At 58.1% G+C, this 25,705-nt stretch carries 27 protein-coding genes and 1 tRNA gene; 12 read left to right on the forward strand and 16 right to left on the reverse strand.

Annotation, left to right across the window (positions count from 1 at the left end):
- Positions 1 to 4: 4 nt before the first annotated feature.
- The 3 genes from RZS32_RS00275 to RZS32_RS00285 form a co-directional block, all read right to left on the reverse strand.
- The gene (locus tag RZS32_RS00275) at positions 5 to 223 is read right to left on the reverse strand and encodes a hypothetical protein (protein WP_317055042.1); all 219 of its coding nucleotides are present in this window, start codon (positions 221 to 223) and stop codon (positions 5 to 7) included.
- A 20-nt stretch (positions 224 to 243) separates the two neighbouring features.
- On the reverse strand, positions 244 to 453 hold the full coding sequence (locus tag RZS32_RS00280) for a hypothetical protein (protein WP_317055043.1): 210 nt from the start codon (positions 451 to 453) through the stop codon (positions 244 to 246).
- A gap of 222 nt (positions 454 to 675) precedes the next feature.
- Positions 676 to 751: transfer RNA gene (locus tag RZS32_RS00285), tRNA-Thr, on the reverse strand.
- A gap of 133 nt (positions 752 to 884) precedes the next feature.
- On the opposite strand from RZS32_RS00285, the gene RZS32_RS00290 reads away from it, so the two are divergent.
- A complete protein-coding gene (locus tag RZS32_RS00290) occupies positions 885 to 1,760 on the forward strand; it encodes a hypothetical protein (protein WP_317055044.1) in 876 nt (291 codons plus the stop codon).
- A gap of 9 nt (positions 1,761 to 1,769) precedes the next feature.
- On the opposite strand, the gene RZS32_RS00295 is transcribed toward RZS32_RS00290, so the two are convergent.
- Positions 1,770 to 2,033, reverse strand: a complete 264-nt coding sequence (locus RZS32_RS00295; protein WP_317055045.1) for a DUF2312 domain-containing protein — start codon at positions 2,031 to 2,033, stop codon at positions 1,770 to 1,772.
- Positions 2,034 to 2,173: 140 nt separating this feature from the next.
- Here RZS32_RS00295 and RZS32_RS00300 point away from each other — a divergent pair, with 140 nt between their 5' ends.
- The gene (locus RZS32_RS00300; protein ID WP_317055046.1) at positions 2,174 to 2,389 is read left to right on the forward strand and encodes a hypothetical protein; all 216 of its coding nucleotides are present in this window, start codon (positions 2,174 to 2,176) and stop codon (positions 2,387 to 2,389) included.
- On the opposite strand, the gene RZS32_RS00305 is transcribed toward RZS32_RS00300, so the two are convergent.
- On the reverse strand, positions 2,382 to 4,424 hold the full coding sequence (locus tag RZS32_RS00305; protein ID WP_317055047.1) for an enoyl-CoA hydratase-related protein: 2,043 nt from the start codon (positions 4,422 to 4,424) through the stop codon (positions 2,382 to 2,384). The genes RZS32_RS00300 and RZS32_RS00305 overlap by 8 nt on opposite strands.
- Before the next feature lie 102 nt (positions 4,425 to 4,526).
- Positions 4,527 to 4,736: a hypothetical protein gene (locus tag RZS32_RS00310; RefSeq protein ID WP_317055048.1), complete on the reverse strand. Its 210-nt coding sequence runs from the start codon at positions 4,734 to 4,736 to the stop codon at positions 4,527 to 4,529.
- A gap of 182 nt (positions 4,737 to 4,918) precedes the next feature.
- Between RZS32_RS00310 and RZS32_RS00315 the strand changes: the two genes are divergently transcribed.
- Positions 4,919 to 5,782, forward strand: coding sequence for an MBL fold metallo-hydrolase (locus RZS32_RS00315; protein WP_317055049.1), 864 nt, complete (start codon positions 4,919 to 4,921; stop codon positions 5,780 to 5,782).
- An 18-nt stretch (positions 5,783 to 5,800) separates the two neighbouring features.
- Here the strand turns inward: RZS32_RS00315 and RZS32_RS00320 are convergent, their stop codons facing one another.
- From RZS32_RS00320 to RZS32_RS00340, 5 genes are all read right to left on the reverse strand, one after another.
- Positions 5,801 to 6,973 (reverse strand): FliM/FliN family flagellar motor switch protein, encoded by a 1,173-nt coding sequence (locus tag RZS32_RS00320; RefSeq protein ID WP_339106753.1) that lies wholly within the window; start codon positions 6,971 to 6,973, stop codon positions 5,801 to 5,803.
- A 140-nt stretch (positions 6,974 to 7,113) separates the two neighbouring features.
- On the reverse strand, positions 7,114 to 9,807 hold the full coding sequence (locus RZS32_RS00325; RefSeq protein ID WP_317055051.1) for an ATP-binding protein: 2,694 nt from the start codon (positions 9,805 to 9,807) through the stop codon (positions 7,114 to 7,116).
- Positions 9,808 to 9,816: 9 nt separating this feature from the next.
- On the reverse strand, positions 9,817 to 10,089 hold the full coding sequence (locus tag RZS32_RS00330) for a hypothetical protein (RefSeq protein WP_317055052.1): 273 nt from the start codon (positions 10,087 to 10,089) through the stop codon (positions 9,817 to 9,819).
- The gene (locus RZS32_RS00335; RefSeq protein WP_317055053.1) at positions 10,086 to 10,454 is read right to left on the reverse strand and encodes a response regulator transcription factor; all 369 of its coding nucleotides are present in this window, start codon (positions 10,452 to 10,454) and stop codon (positions 10,086 to 10,088) included. The genes RZS32_RS00330 and RZS32_RS00335 overlap by 4 nt, the downstream gene beginning before the upstream one ends.
- A gap of 116 nt (positions 10,455 to 10,570) precedes the next feature.
- Entirely contained in the window at positions 10,571 to 11,893 is a 1,323-nt protein-coding gene (locus RZS32_RS00340) for a helix-turn-helix domain-containing protein (protein ID WP_317055054.1), read from the reverse strand.
- Between the two features lie 237 nt (positions 11,894 to 12,130).
- Between RZS32_RS00340 and RZS32_RS00345 the strand changes: the two genes are divergently transcribed.
- The 7 genes from RZS32_RS00345 to RZS32_RS00375 all read left to right on the forward strand — a co-directional run bounded on the left by RZS32_RS00345 (position 12,131) and on the right by RZS32_RS00375 (position 19,916).
- Complete coding sequence (locus RZS32_RS00345; protein WP_317055055.1) at positions 12,131 to 13,483, forward strand: substrate-binding protein; 1,353 nt, start codon at positions 12,131 to 12,133, stop codon at positions 13,481 to 13,483.
- Between the two features lie 113 nt (positions 13,484 to 13,596).
- Positions 13,597 to 14,718: a branched-chain amino acid ABC transporter permease gene (locus RZS32_RS00350; RefSeq protein ID WP_317055056.1), complete on the forward strand. Its 1,122-nt coding sequence runs from the start codon at positions 13,597 to 13,599 to the stop codon at positions 14,716 to 14,718.
- A gap of 3 nt (positions 14,719 to 14,721) precedes the next feature.
- Complete coding sequence (locus tag RZS32_RS00355) at positions 14,722 to 15,924, forward strand: branched-chain amino acid ABC transporter permease (protein ID WP_317055057.1); 1,203 nt, start codon at positions 14,722 to 14,724, stop codon at positions 15,922 to 15,924.
- 12 nt (positions 15,925 to 15,936) lie between these two features.
- Positions 15,937 to 16,692 (forward strand): ABC transporter ATP-binding protein, encoded by a 756-nt coding sequence (locus RZS32_RS00360; RefSeq protein WP_317055058.1) that lies wholly within the window; start codon positions 15,937 to 15,939, stop codon positions 16,690 to 16,692.
- A gap of 15 nt (positions 16,693 to 16,707) precedes the next feature.
- On the forward strand, positions 16,708 to 17,463 hold the full coding sequence (locus tag RZS32_RS00365; RefSeq protein WP_317055059.1) for an ABC transporter ATP-binding protein: 756 nt from the start codon (positions 16,708 to 16,710) through the stop codon (positions 17,461 to 17,463).
- A gap of 84 nt (positions 17,464 to 17,547) precedes the next feature.
- The gene (acs, locus tag RZS32_RS00370) at positions 17,548 to 19,497 is read left to right on the forward strand and encodes an acetate--CoA ligase (protein ID WP_317055060.1); all 1,950 of its coding nucleotides are present in this window, start codon (positions 17,548 to 17,550) and stop codon (positions 19,495 to 19,497) included.
- Between the two features lie 110 nt (positions 19,498 to 19,607).
- Complete coding sequence (locus tag RZS32_RS00375) at positions 19,608 to 19,916, forward strand: hypothetical protein (protein ID WP_339106754.1); 309 nt, start codon at positions 19,608 to 19,610, stop codon at positions 19,914 to 19,916.
- Positions 19,917 to 20,258: 342 nt separating this feature from the next.
- Here the strand turns inward: RZS32_RS00375 and RZS32_RS00380 are convergent, their stop codons facing one another.
- Positions 20,259 to 21,137 carry a DMT family transporter gene (locus RZS32_RS00380; protein WP_317055062.1) on the reverse strand — a complete coding sequence of 293 codons (879 nt, stop codon included), beginning with the start codon at positions 21,135 to 21,137 and terminating at the stop codon, positions 20,259 to 20,261.
- A gap of 241 nt (positions 21,138 to 21,378) precedes the next feature.
- Here RZS32_RS00380 and RZS32_RS00385 point away from each other — a divergent pair, with 241 nt between their 5' ends.
- Together RZS32_RS00385 and RZS32_RS00390 are read left to right on the forward strand one after the other, a co-directional pair.
- A complete protein-coding gene (locus tag RZS32_RS00385) occupies positions 21,379 to 22,422 on the forward strand; it encodes a DMT family transporter (protein WP_317055063.1) in 1,044 nt (347 codons plus the stop codon).
- Positions 22,419 to 23,333 carry a DMT family transporter gene (locus RZS32_RS00390; RefSeq protein ID WP_317055064.1) on the forward strand — a complete coding sequence of 305 codons (915 nt, stop codon included), beginning with the start codon at positions 22,419 to 22,421 and terminating at the stop codon, positions 23,331 to 23,333. The genes RZS32_RS00385 and RZS32_RS00390 overlap by 4 nt, the downstream gene beginning before the upstream one ends.
- 117 nt (positions 23,334 to 23,450) lie before the next feature.
- On the opposite strand, the gene queF is transcribed toward RZS32_RS00390, so the two are convergent.
- The 4 genes from queF to queC are packed head-to-tail and all read right to left on the reverse strand — an operon-like array spanning position 23,451 to position 25,694.
- Positions 23,451 to 23,915, reverse strand: coding sequence for a preQ(1) synthase (gene queF / locus RZS32_RS00395; RefSeq protein ID WP_317055065.1), 465 nt, complete (start codon positions 23,913 to 23,915; stop codon positions 23,451 to 23,453).
- An 11-nt stretch (positions 23,916 to 23,926) separates the two neighbouring features.
- Positions 23,927 to 24,649 carry a 7-carboxy-7-deazaguanine synthase QueE gene (gene queE, locus RZS32_RS00400; protein ID WP_317055066.1) on the reverse strand — a complete coding sequence of 241 codons (723 nt, stop codon included), beginning with the start codon at positions 24,647 to 24,649 and terminating at the stop codon, positions 23,927 to 23,929.
- Complete coding sequence (gene queD, locus RZS32_RS00405) at positions 24,646 to 25,002, reverse strand: 6-carboxytetrahydropterin synthase QueD (protein WP_317055067.1); 357 nt, start codon at positions 25,000 to 25,002, stop codon at positions 24,646 to 24,648. Before queD ends, queE begins: the two co-directional genes overlap by 4 nt.
- Complete coding sequence (queC, locus tag RZS32_RS00410) at positions 25,002 to 25,694, reverse strand: 7-cyano-7-deazaguanine synthase QueC (RefSeq protein WP_317055068.1); 693 nt, start codon at positions 25,692 to 25,694, stop codon at positions 25,002 to 25,004. The genes queD and queC overlap by 1 nt, the downstream gene beginning before the upstream one ends.
- Positions 25,695 to 25,705: the final 11 nt, after the last annotated feature.

The raw sequence follows: 25,705 nt of genomic DNA on the forward strand, positions 1-25,705 counted from the left end.
GGCCTCATTTCTTGGGTTTCGGGATGGCAAAACCCGGTACAGGACCGAAGTCTTCGTGGTTGAGATTGGTGATGCCAAGGTCTGCGACAACCTCTTCCACCACCAGATAATTCAGACCGTCGCGTTTGTAGAGAATGCCGTCAGCCTCGATCTCATGGCTGGCCAGCTTGAGCTGCGTGTCGCCACTGGCAGACCCGTCGTCACCCTCAATCTTCAGCACCATGTAGATTTCACCGTCTTCACCTAACAGGCCAACAGGGATGCCCCCTGCTGAACACCAGAGCGCACAGGTGTGATGCGCCGAGCCGACAACAGCGTCAGGCCCCCCATTACACCTGAGTAGTAACACCAGGTGTCAATGATTTCTCCCTTGACCTGAACGCGCTCACCCTCCGCGGCGTGCCCCGCGACCGGCGCCAACGCGAGTGTGGCGGATAACAGTAGTCGTTTCATAGGCTCTTCCTCCCCGAGCTTTGGTTGACATCAAACAAACATGCGAGCCGTTTGGCGAACAAGGTTTTTCTTGGCGTGAACGCCAGGCGCTCACAGGCATTGACGCGTCCAAACCCTTGTAAATCAGGCACATACGGGCATCAAAGGCCGCTCAGCCATGACGCAATTGTGAAAGCCGGAGCGAACACAGTGCACAAAACCTAATCGGTTTTCGGGAAGAGATGGTGCCCCCACACGGACTCGAACCGCGGACCTACTGATTACAAATCAGTTGCTCTACCAGCTGAGCTATAGGGGCACGGGCGCCTGATTACGCATCTCGGACGCATTCTGCAAGATGAAAAACGCCTTCTTTGCGCGGCAATGTGAATCCGGTTTTCATGGCCGTCAAAGCCGGTATATTCCCAGACAAACGATCCCGAGGGGCAAACATGCAGGTCGTCATCCACGCAGGCGCGCATATGACCGACGATGACAGGCTCATTCAGTGCCTGTTAGAGAACAAGGAACGCCTGTCGGCGATTGGCACTGACGTGCCTGACCCGCGCGTCTATCGCAAGCTTCTGCGTGATATTCTAAACGCCGCGATGAAATCCGGGATCAATGACGAGGCGCGCGATATTGTGCTCGATACGATCAACCATGATCCCGCCGCGGATCGGCTGATCCTGTCCAACCAGGGGTTTTTCGGAACGCAGAAGATGGCCGTTGGACAAGGCCAGCTTTATCCCCAGGCCGCCGCCCGCATGGAGGCGTTTCGCCAGATCTTTCCCAATGACGACATCGAGTTCTTCGTGGGCTTGCGCGATTTGGCCACGTTTTTCCCGGCGATTTTGCCCAAGACACCGTTTGAGACGATGACGGATATGCTCAACGGGGTTGACCCCGGCGCGTTTCGCTGGACCGACATGGTGCGGCGTCTGCGTGAGGCGCATCCCGATATGCCCATGACGATTTGGTGCAACGAAGACACGCCCCTCATCTGGGGTCAGGTGGTGCGCGAACTGGCCGGGCTTGACCCCAACGCAAGCTTTCAAGGCGAATACATGCTGATCAAAGAGATCATGACCGGGGAAGGCGTCCAGCGGTTTGAGACCTATATGGCCAGTCAACCGGATATGACGGAAATCCAGAAACGCCGTGTGATCGTGGCGTTTCTGGACAAGTTCGTGAAAGAAGAGGAAATCGAAGAAGAGCTGGATCTGCCCGGCTGGTCAGAAGAGCTGATTGACCGGCTGTCCGAAATCTATGACGAGGATGTTTTTGAGGTCGCGCGGGTCTCGGGCGTGAATATGATTGCGCCCTGATCTCGCGTCTTACATGCCCAACGCTTCTTTATACATGTCCAGCACGGCCTCTTCTTCGGCCAGATCATCCTTATCACGTTTGCGAAGTGCGATGACTTTGCGCATGACCTTGGTGTCATAGCCGCGCGCCTTGGCTTCGGCCATCACCTCTTTCTGCTGGTCGGCGATGTCTTTCTTCTCAGACTCAAGGCGTTCAAAACGCTCGATAAACTGGCGCAGCTCGTCTGCGGTTACGCGATAGCTGCTCTCGGCTCCGGGCGTCTGGTCGTCCATAATTCTCTCCGCTTGCGACAGGCCTTTTCCCTACCGCCGCTGCCCCTGCCCCGCAAGCCCCGATTTATTGCAACGGCTTGCGGGACAAGACCAGATGCAATAGGCGCAGGATCACGACGACAGAGACAGGGATACGCGCCATGGAAATACTCATCTGGCTGGGGGCCGCGGTGACTTTGGGCGGGCTTGCGCTTTTGATCTGGTGCATCCTGCGGGTGATGAAGGCGCGCAAGGCGGGTCTTTCAGATGACGCGCTTCGCGCGGAACTTCAAAAGGTCGTGCCAATGAACACGGGCGCATTATTCCTGTCGATGTTTGGCCTCATGATGGTGGTGCTTGGAATTGCGTTCAGCTGAAAAACCGCTCCCCATTTTTGACCATGTCTTCAATTTTGGGATGCGGCTGCCAGACGTCTGACAAAGGGGCCAGCGCCTTCATCGTCCGTAAAATTGGCAACAGCCCCTGAATATCCGCCCAAAGCAGAGGCCCGCCGCGCGTCCGGTCAAAGCCGTATCCTTTGACCATACACAAATCGATATCAGAGGCCCGCACGACATCGCCTGCCTCGATCATCGACACCGCCTGATTGACCACTGCTGCGTGCAGAGCCAGTTGCAAGGATGGCCCTTCGATCCGGGATAGGTCGGTCTTAAGATCAGTTTGCCCGGCACGCCACGTCTCAAGCCAGCCGCGCACAGCCGGGTCCGGCACAATCTTGTCGTCCTGTGCTGCATAAAAGCCCGTGCCCGCCGCAGTCCCAGACGCCATAAGCACCGCGCGCGCCTCCAGAAGGCCAAGTTCGGGTGCGATTGTTTCGGGACCAATGATGCGCCGAATGCGTTGCGAGGCTTGTTCCAAACGGTCGGCTTCCATCAACCGGAATGGTCCACGCACAAAGCCCACCGCCTCGGCGGCCGCATCAACGTCAAAGAGATCGGCCCCGGCGCGCACCAGAACCAGCGCCGCACGCTCCAGCGCCGCCATAAGTCGATGACCCAGCAGACCAGGACGTTCTGTGGCGCGCAGCACCGTGGCACCCTGGGCAGAGAAATAGCTGACCGCGCGCGCCACGGCATCAGCCGGGCTATCGGCATTGGTCGCAATCTCGGCCAAGCGGGGAATATAGGCTGGGCGATAAATGCGCAGGGCCATGGTCGGATGCCCCACCTGCTCGGCGCGTTCCAGGCTCGGCAGCGCTTCGTCCAGAACACACCACGCGGCATCCGGTTTGGCCTTGGTATGCGCGATCACCACACCACCGCTGTCAAGGATCAGATCGGCCTGCGGAATGACGCCGCGATCATCACCTGCGCTCAGCTCTCGTAACCGCGCATCGCGGTCAATGATATCGATACGACCACGTTCAACAGCTGTCTGATACATGTCACGCACCCGCGCTGCGATTTGCTCGGCGGCGACTGATTCTGACGTCAGGATCGATACCGTCTTGCCCCGGTTCAGCGCGGCAACCACCAGATCTGCCTGAGTTGGGGCTGTGCCGATCACAACAACTTTTTCGACATGCCTAGGGATCGTTCCGGTCAGATCCGGCATCGCATGCGCGCGCCGTTCGGCGGCAAATGCATGGCGGATGCCCCGCGACGCGGATGAGGTGCGTCGCGCCTCGAACAAGGTGCTTTCCAACTGCATAGCCTGATCAAATGGCAAAAGCTGTGCCGCCTCGATGCAACGCAGAACATCCGACTCCAGTTTGTCGTTTTCCGTGAGCCTGCTGCGCACTGACTGTATGCTGCGCTGGTATCCGGTAGCATCACTGAACCCTTGCATAGACTCTGAGCTTTTGGACCAGATGCCTGCTTGCGCCAATTGGCGGGCCAATTCGATCGCGGCTGGCACGGGGTCGTTTTGCAGCACATGTGCGAACACGGGCGCAAGCATGGGATCTTCAACGGCGTAAATCTGACCTGACAAGAGCATCTTCAGCGACGCTTGGGCTCCGACAAGACGCGGTAATCTTTGTGTGCCGCCCCCGCCAGGCAAAAGGCCCAGCCGCACTTCTGGCAAGGCGACTTTTGTCCCACTCTTGGCCACCCTGGCATGTGCTGCAAGCGCAAGCTCAAATCCAGCGCCCAAAGCTGATCCATGCATTGCTGCCACAACAGGTTTCGGGGCCTCTTCGATTGTGTGGCACACATTCGTGAGCCATGGGCTGCGCAGCTCTTGGTTGTATTCCTCGATATCAACTCCAGAGGAAAAGCCACGGCCAAGACCGGTCAGCACAACGCCAGATACCGCATCATCCGACACGGCCTGCCTTATGGCCGCGATCAGCTCTGCGCGCATATCCGGCACAAGTGCATTGTCTTTGCCGCGCGTCATACAGAGCACGGCTATGCCGTTCTCAACGCTGTAATGTACTTCGGACGCCACTCGTTGCCCCGTTTCGTGCCATGCCGCCTTTCCTCGCGGCTTGGTGTGATTACACGCCGAAACGAGGCGTTGCGCAATGGTTTACACGCGAAACCGTAATTTTCAGACGGGCATGTTGTCGAACTGCGCCTCAATGGCTGCGTCAGTCAGTTCATCATGCAGCTGCCGGATGTCTTTTGGGATTTCGTGACCCTGAGCTTTCATTCGGTTCAAAAGACCCGTCAGGTGGGGGTGCAAAAGATAACGCGACTCTTCCGCCGTTTCCAAAATTTGATTGTGCAATGTGGTCATTTCGTCAGACAGACGATCCATGACTGAATTTCCTCCCTGGTGCCACGGTTGGATTCCCCCGCACCCTATGCGATTACGCCCGTGGTTGTGCAATGTCCTTGTATTATGCCATGCTAAGCGCAACATTGTCATGACAGTTTTGCCCGAAATAGCGTAGGCTGCGGGTAAGTGCTTAAATCCTGTGCAGAAAAAAGGAGCTCGCGATGCAACCTCACGTCTCAGCTTTCTTCGATGAGCAGACAAATACCATTTCATACGTGGTTAAGGACCCTGGCGGCAGCGCCTGTGCGGTGATCGATTCCGTTTTGGATTTCGACTACGCATCCGGGCGCACCGATACGCGCTCGGCAGATGCGATTATTGCACATGTCAAAAACGAAGGGCTCAAAGTCGAATGGCTCTTGGAAACTCATGTCCATGCCGATCACCTTTCAGCCGCGCCTTATATTCAGGAACGCGTCGGCGGCAAGATTGGCATCGGCGATCAGATCACCACGGTACAGGACACCTTTGGCAAAGTGTTCAACGAAGGCACCGAATTTCAGCGCGATGGCTCACAGTTTGACCAGCTCTTCGTGGAGGGCGACAGTTTTGCGGTGGGTCAGCTGCGCGGCGATGTCATGCACACGCCAGGGCACACACCAGCGTGCCTGACCTACGTGCTGGGTGACACGGCCTTCGTGGGGGATACGCTCTTTATGCCGGATTTTGGAACGGCGCGATGCGATTTCCCGGGTGGGTCTTCTGAGATGCTGTATCGCTCCATCCAGAAAATCCTCAGCCTGCCTGATGAAACCCGTATTTTTGTGGGTCACGACTACAAAGCGCCTGGGCGAGAGGAATATGCCTGGGAAACCACGGTGGCGGAGCAGAAGGCGCGCAATGTGCATGTGGGCGGCGGTAAAGACTGCGAAAGCTTTGTGGCCATGCGCGACGCGCGCGATGCCAAGCTGCCGATGCCCAAGCTGATCATCCCGTCCCTGCAGATCAACATGCGCGCGGGCAAAATGCCGCCTGCGGATGAGCACGGCGATGTGATGCTGAAAGTGCCATTGAACAAGCTTTAGGGGACCCAAGGCGAACGCCTATTCAGCTGGTGCCGGCAGAGCCGAAGATGCCAGCAATTGGTCTAGATCAAAGTCATCGTCGCCAACGCCTGAGGCGTCTGCGATCCGATCTTCATTCAAACCTGATGTCTCAAGCTGCGTCAAACTGGAGATATCCATGTCAATGTCAGATGCGCCCACATCCGGTGGTGCGGATGCTGCACTGTCTTCCAGTGACGGCAAAGGCGGGTGTCCGGCAAGCGTGTCATCTGCATCCACCTCAAGGGTGTCGGCTATGAGAGCCCCCTCTCCTGCATCACCCTGTGAAACGACGTCTCGCTCGGCGGTATCATCGACCAACCGCACAGCGCGAAAGCCGTTGAGCTGGCCCAATTTCACGCTGGTGACACTGTGTCCTTCTGCTCCCAAGAGCCTCGCATCGCTCAGCACTTCGGGCGACAGCGGCAAAACCGTGCCAGGCGTCCAGTCGCAAACGTCATGAAGCGGGACATGGACGCGCCCCAAGACCGCATCAAGTGTCACCGGTGCGTTTAACACGTTTTGCTCCAGCTTGACGCTAAGCGTTCCGGCCCCATCACTCGTCTGGCTTGTCGGTTTGTTACGCATCTTTGGAAGGACCAAATCCAAAACGCCGTTTTTTGCGCCGCCGGCCAAGTCCAAATTCAGGCGGAAGTGGTCGAAATCCGGCTCGCTCAGCGCCAACGCCAAACTACGGGCATCCGCAACCCGGTCACCAAACCGAAACCCGCTCGCGCATTCGACTATGTTGGCTTCGCTCAATGCCTCATCCAGCCCGTCCAACACCGCATTGATCAAAGGCTGCGCAATAGCGGCATCAGTAGGCGTGAAAGGTCGAGGGTCAGCTTCGCCTTCGATCACACGGCCCTTAAGCTGCATTTCGATCAAGGCTGACAAAGTTTGCAGATCAAGCCGCACTGCGCCCCGAGTCTGATCAGGACCGTCAAGCAGAATAAGAAGCCCCTCGTCGCCCAACGCGGCCTCAATTTGCGGCAAGGGCAGATTGGTCTGTTCAACAGTTCGAACCGTCAAGGCCAGCCCCATCAGACGCGCAGCTGACTTGGCCAACGCCAGACGCAGCGCCTTGGCCGGCGACATCTCACGCGCGTCAAATCCATCGCGAGCCACCTTGGCCATGCGATGGATGACTGAATCTGCGCTGTCTTCGCCCATCGCCTCCGCCATCATTGGAATTCACGTGCGAACGAAGATTAACGCCAATTTGGTTACGAATAGCTAAACCAAGCCTCTGTCACCAAGGATCATGTGTGCCAAATGAGATATACGCTCCTTAAGAGGCTATCAAAACGCGCTTACTGCGCTGCCTGCGCCGTGTTTTCTGCACTCAACGGCAAGCTCACCCGAAACGCCGCGCCGGTTTGGGCGGGCATATATTGAATGCTGCCTCCCAGCCGGGCCATGATCTCGCGGCTAATGGCAAGCCCAAGGCCGGCACCGCCTGCCTTGGTTTCACTCACACGCGCAAATTTCTCGAAAATCGTGCCCTGTTTATCGGCAGGGATCCCTGCCCCGTTATCCGCAAAGTCAATTGTCACAATGCCATCTTCTACGCGCGGCATGATGCTCAACTCAGGGGTTTCGGCATCGCAGTATTTTCGGGCATTTGACATGACATTGATAAACACCTGCGCAAGACGGTCCGTATCGGTATAAAGCTCAACATCTTCGGCGTCGGGGGATCGCGTAACTTTGAAGGACCCGTCGCTCATACCCGACGCCACCTCAGAGCGATCCAGCAAGTCCGACAATGACGCCGTTTGAAGATTGAGAACGATCTGTGCATTCTCCAGAACGCTCAGATCAAGCAGATCATCCAGAAGCCGCGTCAACCGGATTGCCTCATTGTGAATGATCGAGGCATAGCGGTTTTGCTCGTCCTCACTCATGTCCTCGGTGTCGCGCAGAATTTCCGAAAAGGCGCGGATCGAGGTCATTGGCGTGCGAAGCTCATGGCTGATTTGGCTCAGGAAGGCGTCCTTTTGCACCGAGATTTGCGTGAGCTTTTCATTCACCTGTCTGAGCTGCCGGGCGGTGCGTTCCTGTTCTTCGGTCTTGGCCTCCAGCTCGCTGGAATACTCCATGATCTGCGCAGTTTCGTCCGCAACGGCCATCAGATCCTCGACCGAAATCGTGGCTCGTCCGACAATCTGGCTGATCATCGCATGCGCTGTGGCCGCGCCCACGGACCCCGCCATTGCGCGTTCCAGTTCCCCCAGAAAATCCGGTGTGGGTTCGGGCAAGTGCCCGTCAATACCCTGGGCGCTGGCCGCATTTGAAAAGAGCGTCTGCGCCTCGCCCGCCCCCATAATGCGTTGTGACATGATCAAGAGGTCCTCGCTCTGCGCCTGCCCACCGCGCCACCCGCCGCTGGTGGTGGAATGTTCGAACACATTGACGAATTGTGCCCCCTGCAGCCGCTCCACCGGTTGCGGAAAGCTGAAGACCGAGACGATAAAGAAGACCAGCGTGTTGAGCGAGACACTCCACATGAAGGCATGCACCACGGGGCTAAGCCCCTCTGTGCCAAAGAGCGCCTGTGGTCTGAGCCAGCTGATGCCCAATATTCCCTGATCAAGCACTTCCTGCGGCATCAGCATGAAGGGACCAAAGCTTGGCAGGAAGAGGCAATAGGCCCAGATGGCAAAGCCCGTGGCCAGCCCGGCCAGAGCACCTTTGCGATTGGCGCCCCGCCAAAAGAGACCCCCCAGAAGGGCTGGCAGGAATTGCGCCACACCCACAAACGAGATCAAACCAATGGCCGCCAGCGCAGCACCGCCGCCTGAGAGGCGGAAATAGAGATAGCCCAAAAAGAGGATGACCGCGATTGAGAGCCGCCGGGCCAGCATGGCCACGTGGCGCACGTCGCCCGACATCATCGCCGAGCCGCCCGTCGTCCAAAGCCAGACCGGCATGACGATGTGGTTTGAGACCATGGTCGAAAGAGCAATCGACGCAACGATCACCATGGATGTGGCCGAGCTAAACCCGCCCAGGAACGACAGGATCGCCAGACCGTCCTGCCCCTCCGATAGGGGCAGTGTAAGCACAAAGAGATCAGGGTTGCTGCCCTGTGGCATGATATCAAGGCCCACGGCCGCGATCGGCACAACAAAGAGGCTCATGAGCATCAGGTATGCGGGAAAGGCCCAGGACGCCGTGCGCAAGTGGCGCTCATCGTCATTCTCGACCACCATGACCTGAAACATGCGCGGCAGGCACATGAAGGCCGCTGCTGACAAAAGGGTCAGCCCGACCCAGCGCGACCCCGGCACATCCCAGCGCGCGATGGCCGACGCCTCAATACGGTCAAGCGTGTTGTCGAGGCCTCCGGCCAGCCCCCAGACAACGAAGACCCCCACGGCCAAAAGGGCAAAGAGCTTCACCACCGCCTCCAGGGCAATGGCCATAACAAGGCCGTGGTGGCGCTCGTTGGCGTCGAGGTTGCGTGTGCCGAATATGATCGTGAACACAGCCAGACCTGCGGCAACCCAAAACGCCGTCAGGCTCTGATTGATCTCTTCACCAGTGTTGGCTCCAAAGTCCGCAAAAGCCGCGTAGGAAAACGTCACCGATTGGAGCTGTAGCGCAATATAGGGCGTGGTGCCGATCACCGCGAGTATCGTGACAAACACTGCCAGCGCATTGGACTTACCAAACCGGGATGAGATCAGATCCGCGATGGACGTAATTCGCTGACTTCGGCCCACACGGACCATTTTGCGCAGGGTCCACCACCAGCCGATCATCACCAGAGTTGGGCCGAGATAGATCGTGATGAATTCCAGACCCGAACGAGCCGCAAAACCCACCGCGCCATAAAACGTCCATGCGGTGCAGTAAATCGACAAGGACAGCGTATAGATTAAAGGTGAGCCAAGCCATCTGCCCCGGCCTCTTTGCGCCGCACTGTCTGCCGCGAACGCCACGGCAAAAAGAAGCACCACATAGAAGAGGCTGGTGAGCACGAGGATGTTGAGCGTCGCCATGGCGAGTCTCTAGCCTTGCTCGGGTTCAGACGGGTCGCTTTCGCTTCTGGGAATGCGCCGCGACAGAATTGCCGCGGCTCCGATCAGGAAGACCCAGACGATAAAGACATAGAGCATAACCTGAACCGTGCCGGTTCCGCCCTGTTCGTTTGGGGTCTTCCACAACAACGGCAACAAAAACAAACCGCCCCCCAAAATGGGCAAGAGCCGTGCGGCATCTGCCATGCGACGCCCATGGTAGGTGCGTTTCGCGAGAAAGAGTGGATTGGGTTCGCGGCTCATGACACCACCAGATTGCGCACCGCGTCGAGCACTTCGGCATTGGAAAACGGCTTGGTCATATACTGATTTGCACCGGCATGTTCAGCCATTTCAACATCCTTCGCCTGTCCGCGCGCTGACAGCATCAGAACTGGCAGATGCGCAAGACCCTGATCGGCCCGGATTTCGCGCAGGATGTCAAACCCACTTTTGCCCGGCAACATGACATCAAGGATCACAATGTCTGGCGCTCGAGTCCGCACCGCGTCTATCGCATCATGCCCGTTGGAATGCGTTTTCACCTCCCAACCATCACGCGACAGGATAAAACTGACCGCTTCGATGATGTTTTGCTCATCTTCGATCAGAAGAACTTTCTTTCCCATCCAATCGGCCTCCCTCCGATCAGTCGGCGCCGTGCCGCACAAGACGACCCCTCAGGCGCAAGACCGACTATCGCCAAACTGCGGCAATCTGTCAAAAGAGTAATGTCACCAGAGCTCTAACGCCCTGACGACAAGATCGACGGCTCACGCCGTGCCAGGCAGTCTGCCATCGAACAAATCTGGCAAGTCGACCCAACATCGCGCGCACTCTCCTGTCCCGCTCCCGCCTCTAGCGGCAACAGGAGCATATGTGCTCGCACCAAGGGTCCGCGGTCAAATTGCGCTGGCACAACTTCCTCTGTGAGGGCCAAAGCCTCTAGCCTAAGATCACCCTGGCGCAACATGTGGCGCTGAGGGCGGCCGGGCTGTGCGAGGCAGTCATAGATCGGCCATAGTGTGCAGGCCGCACCGTTGCGCGGCACGGAAAAGCCCAGGATCGGTTTGCGCAACACGATTGCACCCGCTCCATCAATTGAGACAAGGCCGACAAGACCGGTCACGTTCTCTGGTAAGAACGCAAGGCGGCGAAAGACCCGCGCCAGAGGTTGTTGACTCTGCCGCGATATCACATCTGGTTTTGTCCCATAGCGCTCTACATGTCGCAGCATCTCATCGAGCGGCATAGCGCGGGCGTCATCGACATATTGGCGCAAAAGCATGCGCGCCAGCTCCTGCGCCGGACCGGTTCGAAGTTCCGCGCTGTTCTCTATGATCGACTCAACGCGCGAGGCCGCGCCCCAGCCTTCGAGCTGCGAAAAATGAAACCCGTGGCTTTCCAGAAATGCGTGCAGCTCATCCTGAGGAGACCGGATGTCTGCCTTGGTGTTGGGTGCCGCCTCAAGGTAGTGCATCAGCGCCTCCGCCCCTTCGGCCAGACGCGATCCGTCTTCGTTGATGTTTCGATGAAAGCGCATCTGCCACTCTGGTTCCAGCTCTCGGGTTTCGGCCAGAATGGCAGCAGTAGAGCGAATGGACGTGACCGTCGAGATGACCTCATGCAGCGCTTCGGCCAACTGCGGGTCATGCGCCAATCGCTCGGTCAAAACCGTGATTGTCTGCTCCATATCCTCGCGCCGTTGGTTGAGCTGCGCCAGAAGCCCCGCCCACCCCGGGAAGCGTCCAGCAAATTCCTCAATCCGGTCCAGTTCCGGCGTGACCTCTGCGGAGGCATCGGGAGAGAGATCGTTTTGCCCCGCCGCCGCTTCCTTCAGTGCCGCCAAAAGCTGCGCACCTGCACCTTCTGACAACAACGAAGGCTCGACCTCAAGAACCTGCGCGATCTGCAACAACGTTCGCCCGCCGATTCGTCGCCGGTTATGTTCGATAAGATTGAGGTAAGAGGCCGAAATTCCAGCGCGTTCGGCCAGTTCAGCTTGCTTGAGGCCGGTCATCACCCGCCTTTGCCGAATACGTGTACCAACCATGCTGCGGTCCAGCATTTTTGTTTATCCCTCAAAACCTTTACTTTCCGTAACGTGAGAGAAAGAAATTTACAAGAACTCGCACGTCTCTGTACAATTTCTTTACAAAAAAATTGTTACGCGAAAGGCGCTTGTTGCCTGATTTTCTTTCGCCCTGCGATAATGTCTTTGCACTTCAGTGCGTGGCGAAGAGACGATGGAGGAGATCGTCTTTCACTCGGCCTTCTTCGCCGTTTGACACTAGGGAGGATCTACATGTCAAAAACTGATCTCACACGTCGTGGGCTTCTGAAGACCGGCGCTGTCGCCGGTGCAGGCGTTGCTCTGCCGACGATCTTTACGGCTCAATCCGCAGCGGCCTTCACCAACGAACCCACAGGCGGCTCCGTGACACTGGGCTTCAACGTGCCTCAAACCGGCCCTTATGCTGATGAGGGTGCAGACGAACTGCGCGCTTATGAGCTGGCGGTTGAGCATCTCAATGGCGGCGGCGACGGCGGCATGATGAACACCTTCTCGTCCAAAGCCCTGCAAGGCAACGGCATCCTGGGCAAGAAAGTGGAATACGTCACAGGCGACACGCAGACCAAAGCGGATGCGGCACGTGCCTCGGCCAAGTCGATGATTGAAAAAGACGGCGCCATCATGATCACCGGGGGCTCGTCCTCAGGTGTGGCCGTGGCCGTCCAGGCGCTCTGCCAAGAGGCGGGTGTTATCTTCATGGCTGGCCTCACGCACTCCAACGACACAACGGGTAAAGACCGCAAAGCCAACGGCTTCCGCCACTTCTTTAACTCATACATGTCCGGCGCCGCTCTGGCGCCCGTGCTTGCAGGCGCTTACGGCACAGACCGTAAAGCTTATCACCTGACAGCTGACTACAACTGGGGCTACACCACAGAAGAAGCGGTGAAGTCTTCAACCGAGGCCATGGGCTGGGAAACTGTTGCGGCCGTGAAAACACCGCTGACGCAAACAGACTTCTCGTCCTACATCGCGCCTGTTCTTCAGTCCGGTGCCGACACGCTGGTTCTGAACCACTACGGCGGCAACATGGTGAACTCGCTCACGAACGCGGTTCAGTTCGGACTGCGTGACAAGCAAGTCAACGGCAAAGACTTCCAGATCATCGTTCCACTTTACTCTCGTCTGATGGCGAAGGGTGCGGGTGCAAACGTTGCTGGTATCTTTGGCTCGACAAACTGGCACTGGTCGCTGCAGGACGAAGGCTCCAAGGCATTCGTGAAATCCTTCGGCACCAAGTACGGCTTCCCACCGTCACAGGCCGCGCACACCACATATGTGCAGGCGCTGCTTTATGCGGATGCCGTGGAACGTGCCGGTTCGTTCAACCCATGTGCGGTTGTCGAAGCGCTCGAAGGCTTCGAATTTGACGGCATGGGCAACGGGCCAACACTCTACCGTGCCGACGACCACCAGTGCTTCAAAGACGTGCTGGTTGTGAAGGGCAAGGAAAACCCAGACAGCGAATTCGACCTTCTCGAAATCGTTGAGGTGACTCCGGTTGAGCAAGTGACCTACGCGCCAGATCACCCACAAATGGGCGGTGCTGAAGCGACATTGGGCTCCTGCAACCCTGGCGCCTAAGCGCAACTGACAAAACAGCTCAGGGCGGCCTCCGCCCTGACCTCCCCACATGCCGACCAGCGTGGTCTGAGCTTGGCATGGCTGGCTCCGCACAGAACTGAATAGGTGGGATAATGGACAACTCTCGTAGCAATATCACTGCGACAGCGGGCATCTTGGGCGCTATCGTTGCGTTCTTCGCCGTTGTGGTGCTGCTCTTCGGTGTCGAAGCAACAATTCTTCAGACACTCGATGGGCTTAGCAAAGGGTCTGCCTACGCGCTCATCGCGCTTGGCTTGACACTGATCTTCGGCACGCTTGGTGTGGTGAACTTTGCGCATGGTGCGCTCTTTATGATCGGCGCGTTCTGCGCAGTGACACTCAGCCAATTGCTCAAACTGTCGCGCACCGTGATTGATGAGACCAAAACCGACTTCCTGGGAAATCCGGCGCAAATTCAAGTGCCCTACATGAACGACTGGTTCGGGGCCGAAACCGGAGCCGCAATCATCGACTGGGCTGTCCCACTGGCCATCTTGTTTTCCATTCCGATCATGGTGCTTGTCGGCATCGTGATGGAACGCGGCCTGATCAAGCATTTCTACAAACGTCCCCACGCCGACCAGATCCTTGTCACCTTTGGTTTGGCGATTGTTCTGCAAGAGATCATCAAAGCGTTCTATGGCGCCAACCCGATCCCAACCCCTGCCCCGGCAGCGTTCAGTGGATCATTCGACTTTGGCGCAATGCTCGGGTTTGATCCCAATGTAATCATCTACCCGTACTGGCGGATCATCTATTTTGCCTTTGGCGCACTACTCATCGGCGGCGTCTTTGCGTTCCTGCAATTCACCACCTTCGGCATGGTGGTCCGCGCCGGCATGGCCGACCGCGAAACCGTGCAGCTTCTGGGCATCAACATCGACCGCCGCTTCACACTCATGTTCGGTCTCGCGGCCGCTGTCGCAGGGCTGGCTGGTGTGATGTACACGCCGATCAACTCACCCAACTATCACATGGGCATGGACTTCCTGGTCCTCAGCTTCGTTGTGGTGGTTGTCGGCGGCATGGGCTCTTTGCCCGGTGCCGTGCTCGCGGGTTTCCTCCTGGGTGTGCTCGAAGCCTTTGCCTCGATGGGTGAAGTGCTCGAAGTGCTGCCCGGCCTCAATCAGATCATCATCTTCTTGGTGGCGATCATCATTCTGTTGACCCGTCCTCGGGGCCTTATGGGCCGCAAGGGCGTGATGGAGGACTAAGCCATGCTGGGTCTCGAAAAGAAAGATTTTCGCCTTTTGATGATTGTTGTGGTGCTGACCATGTTGGCTCCCTTCATCCTCAACCCTTTCCCTGCTGAAAGCGCTTTGGGAGAAACCTTCAACGCAGGCTACCCTGACCTGATGCAGCGCTTTGTGATCTTCGGCATCTTTGCCATCGGGTTCAATATCCTCTTCGGCCTCACTGGCTATCTCAGCTTCGGTCATGCCGCCTTTCTTGGTGTCGGTTCCTACGCTGCGATCTGGATGATGAAACTTGTCACCCTCAACGTGATCCCCGCGATCGTCATGGGTGTGATCTTTGCCGGTATCTTTGCCCTGGCGGTGGGCTACATCTCGCTGCGGCGTTCAGGCATTTACTTCTCGATCCTGACGCTGGCCTTTGCACAGATGTCCTATGCGCTGGCCTATTCGGTTCTGACACCGATCACTGGCGGTGAAACAGGCCTTCAGATCAAAGCGACAGACAGCCCGCTTTTGTCCAATCTGGAACCCGGAGAAATTGGCCGCGCCAACCTCTTTGGGATGGACATGCGCACCAGCTTTGAGCTGGGTATCGGCGACTGGCTCTTCACCTTCAACTCCGGCTACTACATCGCCGCTGTGTTCATGCTGATCAGCTTCTATATCGCGATCCGCATCTTTCGCTCGCCCTTTGGCACGATGCTGCGGGCAGTTAAGTCGAACCAGACGCGGATGTACTACACCGGTCTGAACGCGCGGCCCTACACTTTGGCGGCCTTTGTCATCTCGGGCATGTATGCTGGTCTGGCGGGTGGTCTTCTGGTGGCGATGGACACGCAAGCGGGTCCTGAGCGAATGTTCTGGACGGCTTCTGGAGAGGTGGTTCTGATGACCATCCTTGGTGGCGTCGGCACACTGATCGGCCCGGTTCTTGGCGCCGGTGCGATCAAGTATATGGAAAACATCCTCAGCAAGATCAACAAAGACATCCTGCATGAATGGTTTGCCATTCTGCCCGATGGGATCGAGGATTTCCTGGTGACAATCATCTATCCGTTCGTTGGCAAAGGCTGGCACCTGACCCTTGGCCTGATCTTCATGGCCGTGGTGATCTTCCTGCCAGGCGGCCTTGTCGAAGGTGGCCAACGCATCGCCAGGCTCTTTGGTCGAAAAAAGACCAAGGGCGACGGCGAAGAAGCCACACAATCCACCCCTGCAGAATAAGGAGCCAAAGTGATGGGTATTCTTGAAGTCAAGAACGTCAACAAACGCTTCGGCGGCCTGCAGGCCCTGGGCGATGTGAACCTGAGCGTGGCAGAGCACAGCGTGCATGCCATCATCGGCCCCAACGGGGCGGGTAAATCCACGCTGCTCAACTGCCTCATCGGCAAGCTCATTCCGGACACGGGTTCGGTGATGTTTGACGGGCAATCTGTGCTGGGCCGCAAACCCTATCAGATCAACCAGATGGGCATCAGCCGTGTGTTTCAAACACCGGAAATCTTTGGTGAATTATCGGTCATCGAAAACATGATGATCCCGATTTTCGCCAAGCGCGACGGCGCCTTTCGCATGCATGCGCTGGAAAGCACGATGAACGAAAAGGAAATCGTGGAACAGGCCGAGCATATGCTGGAAAGTCTGAGCCTGGCCGATGCCCGCCATGATCACGCTGCGGCCATGTCGCGCGGCAACAAGAGGCGACTTGAGATCGGCATGTGTCTGGCGCAAGAACCCCGGCTCTTGCTCCTGGACGAGCCAACAGCCGGTATGGCGCGCGCCGACACCAACAACACCATCGACCTGCTCAAGCAAATCAAGGACGAGCGCGACATCACCATCGCGATCATCGAACACGACATGCATGTTGTGTTCTCCTTGGCCGAACGGATCACAGTACTGGCGCAGGGCACCCCCCTGGTCGAAGACACGCCAGACAAAATCAAAGGCCATCCCAAGGTACGCGAAGCGTATCTCGGCGAAGCGGCGTAAAGCGGGAGAAAGACAATGAACGTCAAACCTGACTTTTCCAAAGGTAAGAACTACGCCGAAACCGCACCCGCCTTTTTGTCGGTCTGGGGCATGCAATCCTACTACGGCGAAAGCTACATTGTGCAGGACATCTCGTTCAATGTGCACGAGGGCGAGATCCTGGCCCTTCTGGGCCGCAATGGCGCGGGCAAAACCACCACACTGCGCTCGATTGCGCGCATGGACAATCCGCAGATGAACCACGGCGAGGTCTGGCTTGATCACCAGCCCTTGCACAAGATGTCCTCGCATCAGGCCGCGGCCTGCGGGATCGGGCTGGTGCCGGAAGATCGCTGCATCATTCCTGGTCTAACCGTGGAAGAGAATCTACAGCTGGCGCAAATTGCCCCACCCATCGGTTGGTCGCTGGACCGGATTTACGAGCTCTTTCCAAGACTTAAGGAACGCCGCAAACAAGAGGGCGTGACCCTTTCTGGCGGCGAACAGCAGATGCTGGCCGTGGCACGCGCACTTGCGCGCGACATCAAGGTGCTGCTTCTGGACGAACCCTATGAGGGTCTCGCCCCCGTCATCGTGGACGAGATTGAAAAGACGCTGCGTGTGATCAAGGAACAGGGCATTACCACGGTTTTGGTGGAACAAAACGCCATCCGCGCCCTGGAGCTTGCCGACCGCGCCATTATTCTCGACACCGGCGGCATCGTCTTTGACGGCAGCGCCGATGAAGTGCTCGAAAACGAAGAGCTGCGCGCTGAATACCTGGCCATCTAAGGCCCTTTGCCTGCCCCCCAATTTTTCTCCCTGTCGGCGGGGCAGGCAACAAAGAATTTTAAAATACGACTGTGAGGGACTGCCATGTCTGACACCACCTATGCACCCGCAGCTGATTTTGCGGCCAAAGCCCATATTGACGCCGCCAAATACGAAGAAATGTATGCCGCCTCGATCAAGGACCCTGCCGCGTTCTGGGGCGAACATGGCAAGCGGATTGACTGGATCAAGCCCTACACCAAGGTGAAGGATGTCGACTACAGCTTCGGCAATGTCTCGATCAAATGGTATGAGGATGGCACGCTCAACGTGGCCGCCAACTGTATTGACCGGCACCTGGCCACGCGTGGCGACCAAACGGCGATCATCTGGGAACCCGATGATCCCACCGAGCCCGCGCAGCATATCTCCTACAAAGAGCTTTATGCACAGACCTGCAAAATGGCCAATGTGCTCAAATCCATGGGCGTGGGCAAAGGCGACCGGGTGGTGCTCTATCTGCCGATGATCCCGGAGGCCGCCTATGCCATGCTGGCCTGTGCGCGGATCGGAGCCATTCATTCCATCGTCTTCGCCGGCTTCTCGCCCGATGCTCTGGGCGCGCGCGTCAATGGCTGTGACGCTAAGGTGGTGATCACCGCCGACACCGCCCCGCGCGGCGGCAAGGCCACCAAGCTCAAAGACAATGTCAATCAGGCGCTCCTGAATGACTTTGACGAGGTGAAATGCCTTGTTGTGAAGCGCACCGGCGATCAGATCGCATGGCGCGATGGTCTGGACTACTGGCTGCATGAGGAGGCCGAGAAGGTCGAGGCAGATTGCCCGCCCGAAGAGATGAACGCAGAGGACCCGCTCTTTATCCTCTACACCTCCGGCTCCACTGGCATGCCCAAAGGCGTGGTGCACACCACCGGTGGGTATCTCGTTTATGCCGCGATGACCCATGAGCTGGTCTTTGATTACCACGAGGGCGACATTTATTGGTGTACGGCTGATGTTGGCTGGGTCACGGGCCACAGCTATATCGTCTACGGCCCGCTGGCCAATGGCGCGACCACGCTGATGTTTGAGGGCGTGCCGACTTACCCGGATGCCAGCCGCTTTTGGCAGGTCTGCGAAAAGCATAAAGTGAACCAGTTTTACACCGCCCCCACGGCCATCCGTGCGCTGATGGGGCAAGGCAATGACTACGTCACCAAATGTGACCTTAGCTCGGTGCGGACCCTTGGCACAGTGGGCGAGCCGATCAACCCCGAGGCCTGGAATTGGTACAACGATGTCGTGGGCGGCGGGCGCTGTCCCATCGTGGACACCTGGTGGCAGACCGAAACCGGCGGTCACCTGATGACCCCCCTGCCCGGCGCGACGGCGGCCAAGCCCGGCTCGTGCTGCGGTCCCTTCTTTGGGATTGAGCCGGTGGTGTTGGAGCCCACAACGGGCGAGATCATCGAGGGCAATGGCGTAGAGGGTGTGCTCTGTATGAAGGACAGCTGGCCGGGGCAAATGCGCACCGTCTGGGGCGATCATGAGCGGTTCATGAAAACTTATTTCGCCGATTACAAAGGTTACTACTTCACCGGCGACGGATGTCGGCGCGATGAGGATGGCTATTACTGGATCACAGGCCGCGTTGATGACGTGATCAACGTCTCGGGCCACCGGATGGGCACGGCCGAAGTGGAAAGCGCTCTGGTCGCGCATTCTAAGGTCTCGGAAGCCGCCGTTGTGGGTTATCCGCACGACATCAAGGGGCAAGGCATCTATTGCTACGTCACGCTGATGGGCGGTGAGGAATACACCGATGAGCTGAAGACCGAGCTGCGCAACTGGGTGCGCACAGAGATTGGCCCCATCGCGTCTCCGGATCTCATCCAATGGGCTCCGGGCCTGCCCAAGACCCGTTCCGGCAAGATCATGCGCCGCATCCTGCGCAAGATCGCCGAGAATGATTATGGCTCGTTGGGGGACACCTCGACGCTGGCAGAACCGGCTGTGGTGGATGACCTCATCGAGAACCGGATGAACCGGGGATAACGTCGTAGGGCGGGGTTTCACCCCGCCAATCCGACAAACCCCGGCCTACATGTTCCGACCCATGTCGTCCTCGGGCCTGCCCCGAGGACCTCACTAAGCAGAGGAACCACGTGCAACAAGATGTGACCATTCTAGACATCCTTGCGACGCTCGCATGGACTGCGAGCATCATTTTTCTGTTCCTGCTTTTTAGCGAGTTTATATCTTCGGCTTCTAACACGCAGGGCTTCTCGCAGGTTTTAGAGGCTGCACTTTTCATTGCACTGCTTTCGTCACCAACAATTTGCTGTGCAATCGTCTGGCCAGTCTATCTGCGTCAAAAGCGAAACGGCTTGCCAGTGTTTGGTTGGCTGCCTTTCCTTGTTCTCGCATCTTCGGTTTGGATGTATTTGGTCTTCGAAAGTCTAGGCCGTCTTTGAGACCAAGATGATCGTCTTTGGTTCTAGATCAGCGTCGTAGGGCGGGGTTTCACCCCGCCAACCCGATATGTGCCGGGGTGAACCCCGGCCTACATGTTCAAATCCGCGTCATTCAAACCAAGCCGCGACAGCGCCGGACCGGGGGACGGCGCAGCCTCCATCTGTTTTGCTAAGATTTATCCCCGCCAAGCACCTCTTTAAAACATTCGGCGCGCTTACGTGAACAAAGCGCCGGCTCATCGGGCCGGTCCGGCGCTGGCGCGGCGGGCCTGCGGCCCTTGATTCCGCGCTTTGGGGGCATTGAACACATGGCAGCTTCGTCCAAACAGCTGACTTTCCACCCTACCCCGCCTTCCGTGTGGCCAAAAACACCCCCGCTGCGGCCACGCCCATGCCAGCCCAGGCCAAGGGCGGCATCACTTCCCCCAGCATCCCCCAAGCCAAGAGCGCGGCCAGAGGCGGCACAAGGTACAAGAGCGCTGAGACCCGCGCCACGTCGCCTGCCCGGATCATGGCCAGGAGCAGCCCCACGGCGATTAGCGAATTGCCCACGACCAGATAACCAATCGCGCCGGTAAACTCCCAGGTCCAGTCAATCGAGATGTCCTCTTGCAAGAGCATCAGCGGCGCAACCCCGACCAGCCCCGCGATATAGCCCACAAGATTGGCCGTCACCGGATGGTGGCTCAGCCCAAAGCGTTTCTCCCAAAGCGAGCCTGCGGTGATGCCTGCCAGCCCCAGAAGCGCACAGGTCACGCCAAAGAGGGATGGTGCCTCTATGGCAGAGCGCGCCGAGATCACCACCACAGCGCCCAGCAACCCGAGGATCAGGCCAAGCCACTGGTTGCGGCCCACATGTTCACCCGCCCAGCGGGGTACGATCATCGCCACCAGAACCGGCTGCAGCGACATGAAGAGCGCCACCGTGCCTGCTGCCACGCCCGAAGCGAAAGCAAAATAGCTTAGCCCAAAGTAAACCGCCTGAATGAGAAACCCGACAAAGGCCAGATGCCCCCATTCAGCCCGTGTCTTGGGCAACGGGGGGCGCAAAATGATAAAGAGCACCGTCATCAGCGCCACAACCATCCCAAAGCGCAAGGTCAGAAGCGTCATAGGCTGGGTGTATTGCAACCCCACTTTTGCGACCGGATACCCACCTGACCACAGCATCAGAAACACCACAGGGGCGGCGACAAGCCAGAAAGGGCGTGAGGTCGGCATGAGGGGTGTCTTTCAAACGTCTTTGGGCTGACATGAGCATGGGGGCCGCCTGCACGCAACTCAGATAATCTATCTCGCTCGGAAGCCTCTGAATTTACGACAGAAAGGGACAGCGCCTCACCACCCCATCTATTCCATTCCCGACACGAGGTCGCAAACAAGCGAGACGCGCCCTTTTCGGCACGGCACGCTTCACCCTAGCGATGGCATTTCCGCCGTTCAATGAAACCAAGGTGACGCCATGACGACGCAAGATCCCTCTTCGTCGACCACTTCAGCTGTGTCAGCGCCCTCGCGTGCTCTGCAAGGCATTCTGTGCATCGAAATCGGCATGCTGTTCTTCGTCGTGCAGGACGCGATGATGAAATCGCTTTTGCTGAGCTATCCGATCTGGATGCTGCTCTTCATCAGGTCGGTGGTGTCCATTGTCGTTTTGGTTCCGCTCATTCTGTTTCTGGGCGGTCCCCACAAACTGCGCAGCCCCTTCACGCATATTCACTTCATGCGCGGGGCGCTCTTTGCGACAGGGTTTTCCCTTTTCTACACCGCCTTTCCCTTCATGGGACTGGCGGAGGTCACCACGATCTTCTTCTCCGCCCCATTGATCACAGCCCTCATGGCCGCGTTCTGGCTCAAGGAAACCATCGGCCCCCACCGCATCGGCGCATTGGCAGTGGGGTTTGTCGGCGTGGTTATTGCCGTCAACCCCACTGGTGACGGGTTTTCCCTAATTGCCCTGCTGCCGCTCGCCTGTGCCGTCACCTATTCGGCCAGTCAGATCCTCGTGCGCACAATTGGCGAGCAGGAAAGCTCCTTGACCGTCGGGTTGCATACGCTCGGCTGGTCCGGCGTTTTGATTTTGCCTATGGGCTGGCTGGTCAATCAACTGGTCTCTGCCACCCTCGACTATCCCCATTTGCATCTGACCTATCCTGAGGCCGGGCTGAGCCAATGGCCGCTTTTGGTCCTGCTCGGAGCCACCGGCATGTGCGGTTATATCTTCCTCAGCCGAGCCTATCAGGTGGCCAATGCCAGTCTCGTGGCTCCGTTCGACTATACCTATCTGCCGCTGGCCACTGCGCTTGGATATTTCGTGTTCAGCGAAGTGCCTGGGATCAACACGTTAATCGGCATGGCGCTGATTGTCAGCGGCGGGTTGTACCTTGGGTTTCGTGAATTGCGCGCCACACGGCACACCGATGACACGCCCGTGGTGGCCGAAACTGTGTTTGCTCCGGCTTCCCCGCATCCTACGCAAATTCCTGAAGACGAGAACCTGTCGTGACAGAAGCCGCCCCGGCCCAGCCTCTGCCAGAGACCCGCGTGCAAGGTTACCTTTTGGTGATCCTGGCAGGCGTGCTGTGGTCCACCGTGGGGTTGGGCATCCGGCTCATCGAGGATGCGCTTGTCTGGCAAATCCTGTTCTACCGCTCCTTTGGCCTGACAGCGCTGCTTTACATCGTCATCCGCCTGCGCACGGGCCAGAACCCTCTCACTCTGGCGCGCAAGGGCGGATGGCCCACGATGATCGGCGGCGCGTCTCTGGTCGCGGCTTATACGGGCGGTATTTACGCCATTCAAAATACGTCCGTGGCCGATGCCATGCTGCTCTTTGCCAGCGCGCCCTTTATGACCGCTGTGCTCGCATGGATCATCCTGGGCGAACGCGTGCGCGCACATACCTGGGTCGCCATTCTGGCGGCCTGCGGCGGCATCGGCGTCATGGTCAGCGACAGTTCTGGTGCTTCTTCCATAAGCGGCAACCTCGCGGCGCTCTTTTCGGCGCTTGGGTTTGCCGTCTTCACCATTGCCCTGCGATGGGGGCGCAATGGAGAGATGCTCCCGGCGGTGTTTGTCTCGGGCCTGATGGCGATAGTGGTGATGGGCGTAATCTGCGTGGTGCTTGGCTTGCCTTTGGCGCTGACACCCCGCGACGGCGGCATCGCGCTCTGCATGGGGCTGTTTCAGGTGGGCGCCGGTCTGGTGCTCTACACCATCGGGTCCAAGCACGTGCCTGCCGCCGAGCTGACTCTCCTCTCTCTGGCCGAAGTGGTGCTGGGTCCGCTCTGGGTCTGGATGTTTCTTGGCGAGACCATCTCAGTGGCCACAGCCATCGGCGGCGCGATCCTGCTGGCGGCGATTGCCTTCAACGCTGCCTTGGGGATGCGACGCAAACCGCCAGTGACGTTGGTATGAAACCAATTAGTTTCATCTCACCAAAAGCACGGTTTACTCTCACTGTCATCCTCGTGCTTGACCCGAGGACCCCTTGACCCAGAGATCCCCGATCAAGTCCGGGATGACGCTTGTTTCTCACCCTCGTCCGCGATACCCCGGCACGCCCTGATCCGGGATCCAGACACCCTTGGGCATCTCGCCTGTCTGCCAGAACACATCAATCGGAATGCCCCCGCGCGGGTACCAGTAGCCGCCGATGCGTAGCCATTGTGGCTCTAGGAACTCCACCAGACGCCGGGCGATGCTCACCGTGCAGTCCTCGTGAAAAGCACCATGATTTCGGAAACTTGTGAGGTAAAGCTTCAGCGATTTACTCTCCACCAACCACTGGCCCGGCACGTAGTCTATCACCAGATGCGCAAAATCGGGCTGGCCGGTCATGGGGCAGAGCGACGTGAACTCAGGTGCCGTGAACCGCACATTGTAGGCCACATCCGCCTGCGGGTTTTCCACGCGTTCCAGCTCGGCCTCATCGGGGCTTTGCGGCACCACAGTGGCGCCGCCCAGCTGTTTTAGGTCCTTATAGATATTGTCGGCCATCTGATCCTCCCTCAAACCCCGCGCTTATTGCCCCAAAGGCTGACATGCAGCTGCGGCAGAACACGGGCGTCATACCATTTTTCTTCCGTGACACGATCCACCAGCCACCGCATCCGCGCATCAAGCCCGGCCTGATCTACGACCGCGCTGTCATCTGCGGGGGGCGGCGTGTGATTACCCGGTTGCAGATAGACCGGCAGCTGCGGAAACCGTGCCGCCGCGTCCCGGGCATAGGCAAAATCGGCTTCGTTGAAGACCACGATCTTGAGCACCGTCTGCGTGCCCTGCCCGGCCTCTACACATTCGGCCACCAGACCCCAGTTCGTCTCCATCCCCGACGACGGCGGTTTGGGCGATAGCACCAGCATATCCAGCGCCTCAAACCAGTCCTTGACCACGCTGCCTTGGGTTTCCATGGCAAAGTAGTACCCCTGCCTCTGCCCCAGACGGATCAACTCAGCCAAGGGTTGGATCGCCGGATTGCCGCCAGAAAGCGTCACAAGAATGGGCTTGCCACCCGAAAGCTGTGCCACGTCTTCCATCACCGCCTGCGCCGTCATGGGAGCCCATGTGTCGCGATAGTCATTGTCCACCGCATGCATGCTGTCACACCAGCTGCAGCGAAAATCGCAGCCGCCCGTACGGACGAACACAGTCGGTTGCCCGATCAAGGCGCCCTCGCCCTGGATCGTCGGTCCGAAAATCTCGGAGACGCGGATGCGGGTGTCGCTCACGGTTTGTACTCAGCCCAGGTCTTGGGCGTCTCGCTAACCCGAGCCGCGCTCACCTCAGGCCAGCGGGCTTTGCACCAATCATAGAAATGCTTGGCCATGCGTTCCGCCGTCACCCCGTCATCGCCCAGAATGTCATTGAGATGCCGGTGATCGAGCGTATCGTCGATGTAGCGCTTCAGCTCGGCCAGATCGAGATAATCGCGCACAAAGCCATGGGCGTTCAAATCCTCAGCCCTCATCTCAATCTCAACGATGTAGTTATGTCCATGCAGCCGCGCGCATTGGTGATCTTCTGGCAGGCCATGCAGTTGATGACTGGCCGAGAAGTGGAATTCCTTGGTGATCCGGTACATCACGCAACCCCCACGGCAGATTTCCAGAACTCGGTGTCGGCGTATTCGGTTGGATCTGCGACCCCGGCCAGGTGAAACGCCTCGCGCCGCTCCACACAGGTGCCACAGCGTCCACAATGCACTTCACCGCCCTTATAACAGGACCAGGTCTCGGCAAAGGGCGTGCCGTGCCGCGCGCCTTCGGTGACGATGTCGGCTTTGCTGATCTCAACAAAAGGCGTGTAGAGCTTGATCTCGGCCACACCTTCCAGCGCATGATCCTGCATGGCCTGAAACGCGTTTATGAAATCGGGTCGGCAGTCGGGATAGATGAAATGATCCCCGCCATGCACCGCTGCCGCAACAGCGTCTGCCTTTTCTGCGGCGGCCATGCCAAAGGCGATGGTCAGCATGATTGCGTTGCGGTTGGGCACGATGGTGAGCTTCATCGTGTCTTCGGCGTAATGGCCATCGGGCACATCGACATCGTCGGTCAAAGCAGAGCCGCTCAGGGCTGCACCCACATTCGCAATATCCACCACCTTATGCGGCACGCCAAGGCGCTCAGCACAAGCCGCGGCATACGCGACTTCCTTCACATGCCGCTGGCCATAGTCGAACGAGAGAAGCCCGCGCAAATTCTGCTCCGCCGCCACCTTGTGGACCAGCGACACGGAATCAAGCCCGCCAGAGCAGATCACAATCGTATCCATTGATTTGGTCC

The organism is Roseovarius sp. W115 (genome assembly GCF_032842945.2).
Taxonomy (GTDB): Bacteria; Pseudomonadota; Alphaproteobacteria; order Rhodobacterales; family Rhodobacteraceae; genus Roseovarius; species Roseovarius rhodophyticola.

What these genes read in the sequence shown, in the direction of transcription:
- RZS32_RS00320 (WP_339106753.1), bottom strand. Translation starts at nt 6,973, where the DNA reads ATGGGCGAAGACAGCGCAGATTCAGTCATCCATCGCATGGCCAAGGTG.
- RZS32_RS00280 (WP_317055043.1), bottom strand. Translation starts at nt 453, where the DNA reads ATGAAACGACTACTGTTATCCGCCACACTCGCGTTGGCGCCGGTCGCG.
- queC (WP_317055068.1), bottom strand. Translation starts at nt 25,694, where the DNA reads ATGGATACGATTGTGATCTGCTCTGGCGGGCTTGATTCCGTGTCGCTG.
- RZS32_RS00315 (WP_317055049.1), top strand. Translation starts at nt 4,919, where the DNA reads ATGCAACCTCACGTCTCAGCTTTCTTCGATGAGCAGACAAATACCATT.
- RZS32_RS00330 (WP_317055052.1), bottom strand. Translation starts at nt 10,089, where the DNA reads ATGAGCCGCGAACCCAATCCACTCTTTCTCGCGAAACGCACCTACCAT.
- RZS32_RS00350 (WP_317055056.1), top strand. Translation starts at nt 13,597, where the DNA reads ATGGACAACTCTCGTAGCAATATCACTGCGACAGCGGGCATCTTGGGC.
- RZS32_RS00300 (WP_317055046.1), top strand. Translation starts at nt 2,174, where the DNA reads ATGGAAATACTCATCTGGCTGGGGGCCGCGGTGACTTTGGGCGGGCTT.
- queF (WP_317055065.1), bottom strand. Translation starts at nt 23,915, where the DNA reads ATGGCCGACAATATCTATAAGGACCTAAAACAGCTGGGCGGCGCCACT.
- RZS32_RS00310 (WP_317055048.1), bottom strand. Translation starts at nt 4,736, where the DNA reads ATGGATCGTCTGTCTGACGAAATGACCACATTGCACAATCAAATTTTG.
- RZS32_RS00325 (WP_317055051.1), bottom strand. Translation starts at nt 9,807, where the DNA reads ATGGCGACGCTCAACATCCTCGTGCTCACCAGCCTCTTCTATGTGGTG.
- RZS32_RS00290 (WP_317055044.1), top strand. Translation starts at nt 885, where the DNA reads ATGCAGGTCGTCATCCACGCAGGCGCGCATATGACCGACGATGACAGG.
- acs (WP_317055060.1), top strand. Translation starts at nt 17,548, where the DNA reads ATGTCTGACACCACCTATGCACCCGCAGCTGATTTTGCGGCCAAAGCC.
- RZS32_RS00385 (WP_317055063.1), top strand. Translation starts at nt 21,379, where the DNA reads ATGACGACGCAAGATCCCTCTTCGTCGACCACTTCAGCTGTGTCAGCG.
- RZS32_RS00380 (WP_317055062.1), bottom strand. Translation starts at nt 21,137, where the DNA reads ATGCCGACCTCACGCCCTTTCTGGCTTGTCGCCGCCCCTGTGGTGTTT.
- queD (WP_317055067.1), bottom strand. Translation starts at nt 25,002, where the DNA reads ATGTACCGGATCACCAAGGAATTCCACTTCTCGGCCAGTCATCAACTG.
- RZS32_RS00355 (WP_317055057.1), top strand. Translation starts at nt 14,722, where the DNA reads ATGCTGGGTCTCGAAAAGAAAGATTTTCGCCTTTTGATGATTGTTGTG.
- RZS32_RS00295 (WP_317055045.1), bottom strand. Translation starts at nt 2,033, where the DNA reads ATGGACGACCAGACGCCCGGAGCCGAGAGCAGCTATCGCGTAACCGCA.
- RZS32_RS00340 (WP_317055054.1), bottom strand. Translation starts at nt 11,893, where the DNA reads ATGCTGGACCGCAGCATGGTTGGTACACGTATTCGGCAAAGGCGGGTG.
- RZS32_RS00360 (WP_317055058.1), top strand. Translation starts at nt 15,937, where the DNA reads ATGGGTATTCTTGAAGTCAAGAACGTCAACAAACGCTTCGGCGGCCTG.
- RZS32_RS00345 (WP_317055055.1), top strand. Translation starts at nt 12,131, where the DNA reads ATGTCAAAAACTGATCTCACACGTCGTGGGCTTCTGAAGACCGGCGCT.
- RZS32_RS00335 (WP_317055053.1), bottom strand. Translation starts at nt 10,454, where the DNA reads ATGGGAAAGAAAGTTCTTCTGATCGAAGATGAGCAAAACATCATCGAA.
- RZS32_RS00365 (WP_317055059.1), top strand. Translation starts at nt 16,708, where the DNA reads ATGAACGTCAAACCTGACTTTTCCAAAGGTAAGAACTACGCCGAAACC.
- RZS32_RS00275 (WP_317055042.1), bottom strand. Translation starts at nt 223, where the DNA reads ATGGTGCTGAAGATTGAGGGTGACGACGGGTCTGCCAGTGGCGACACG.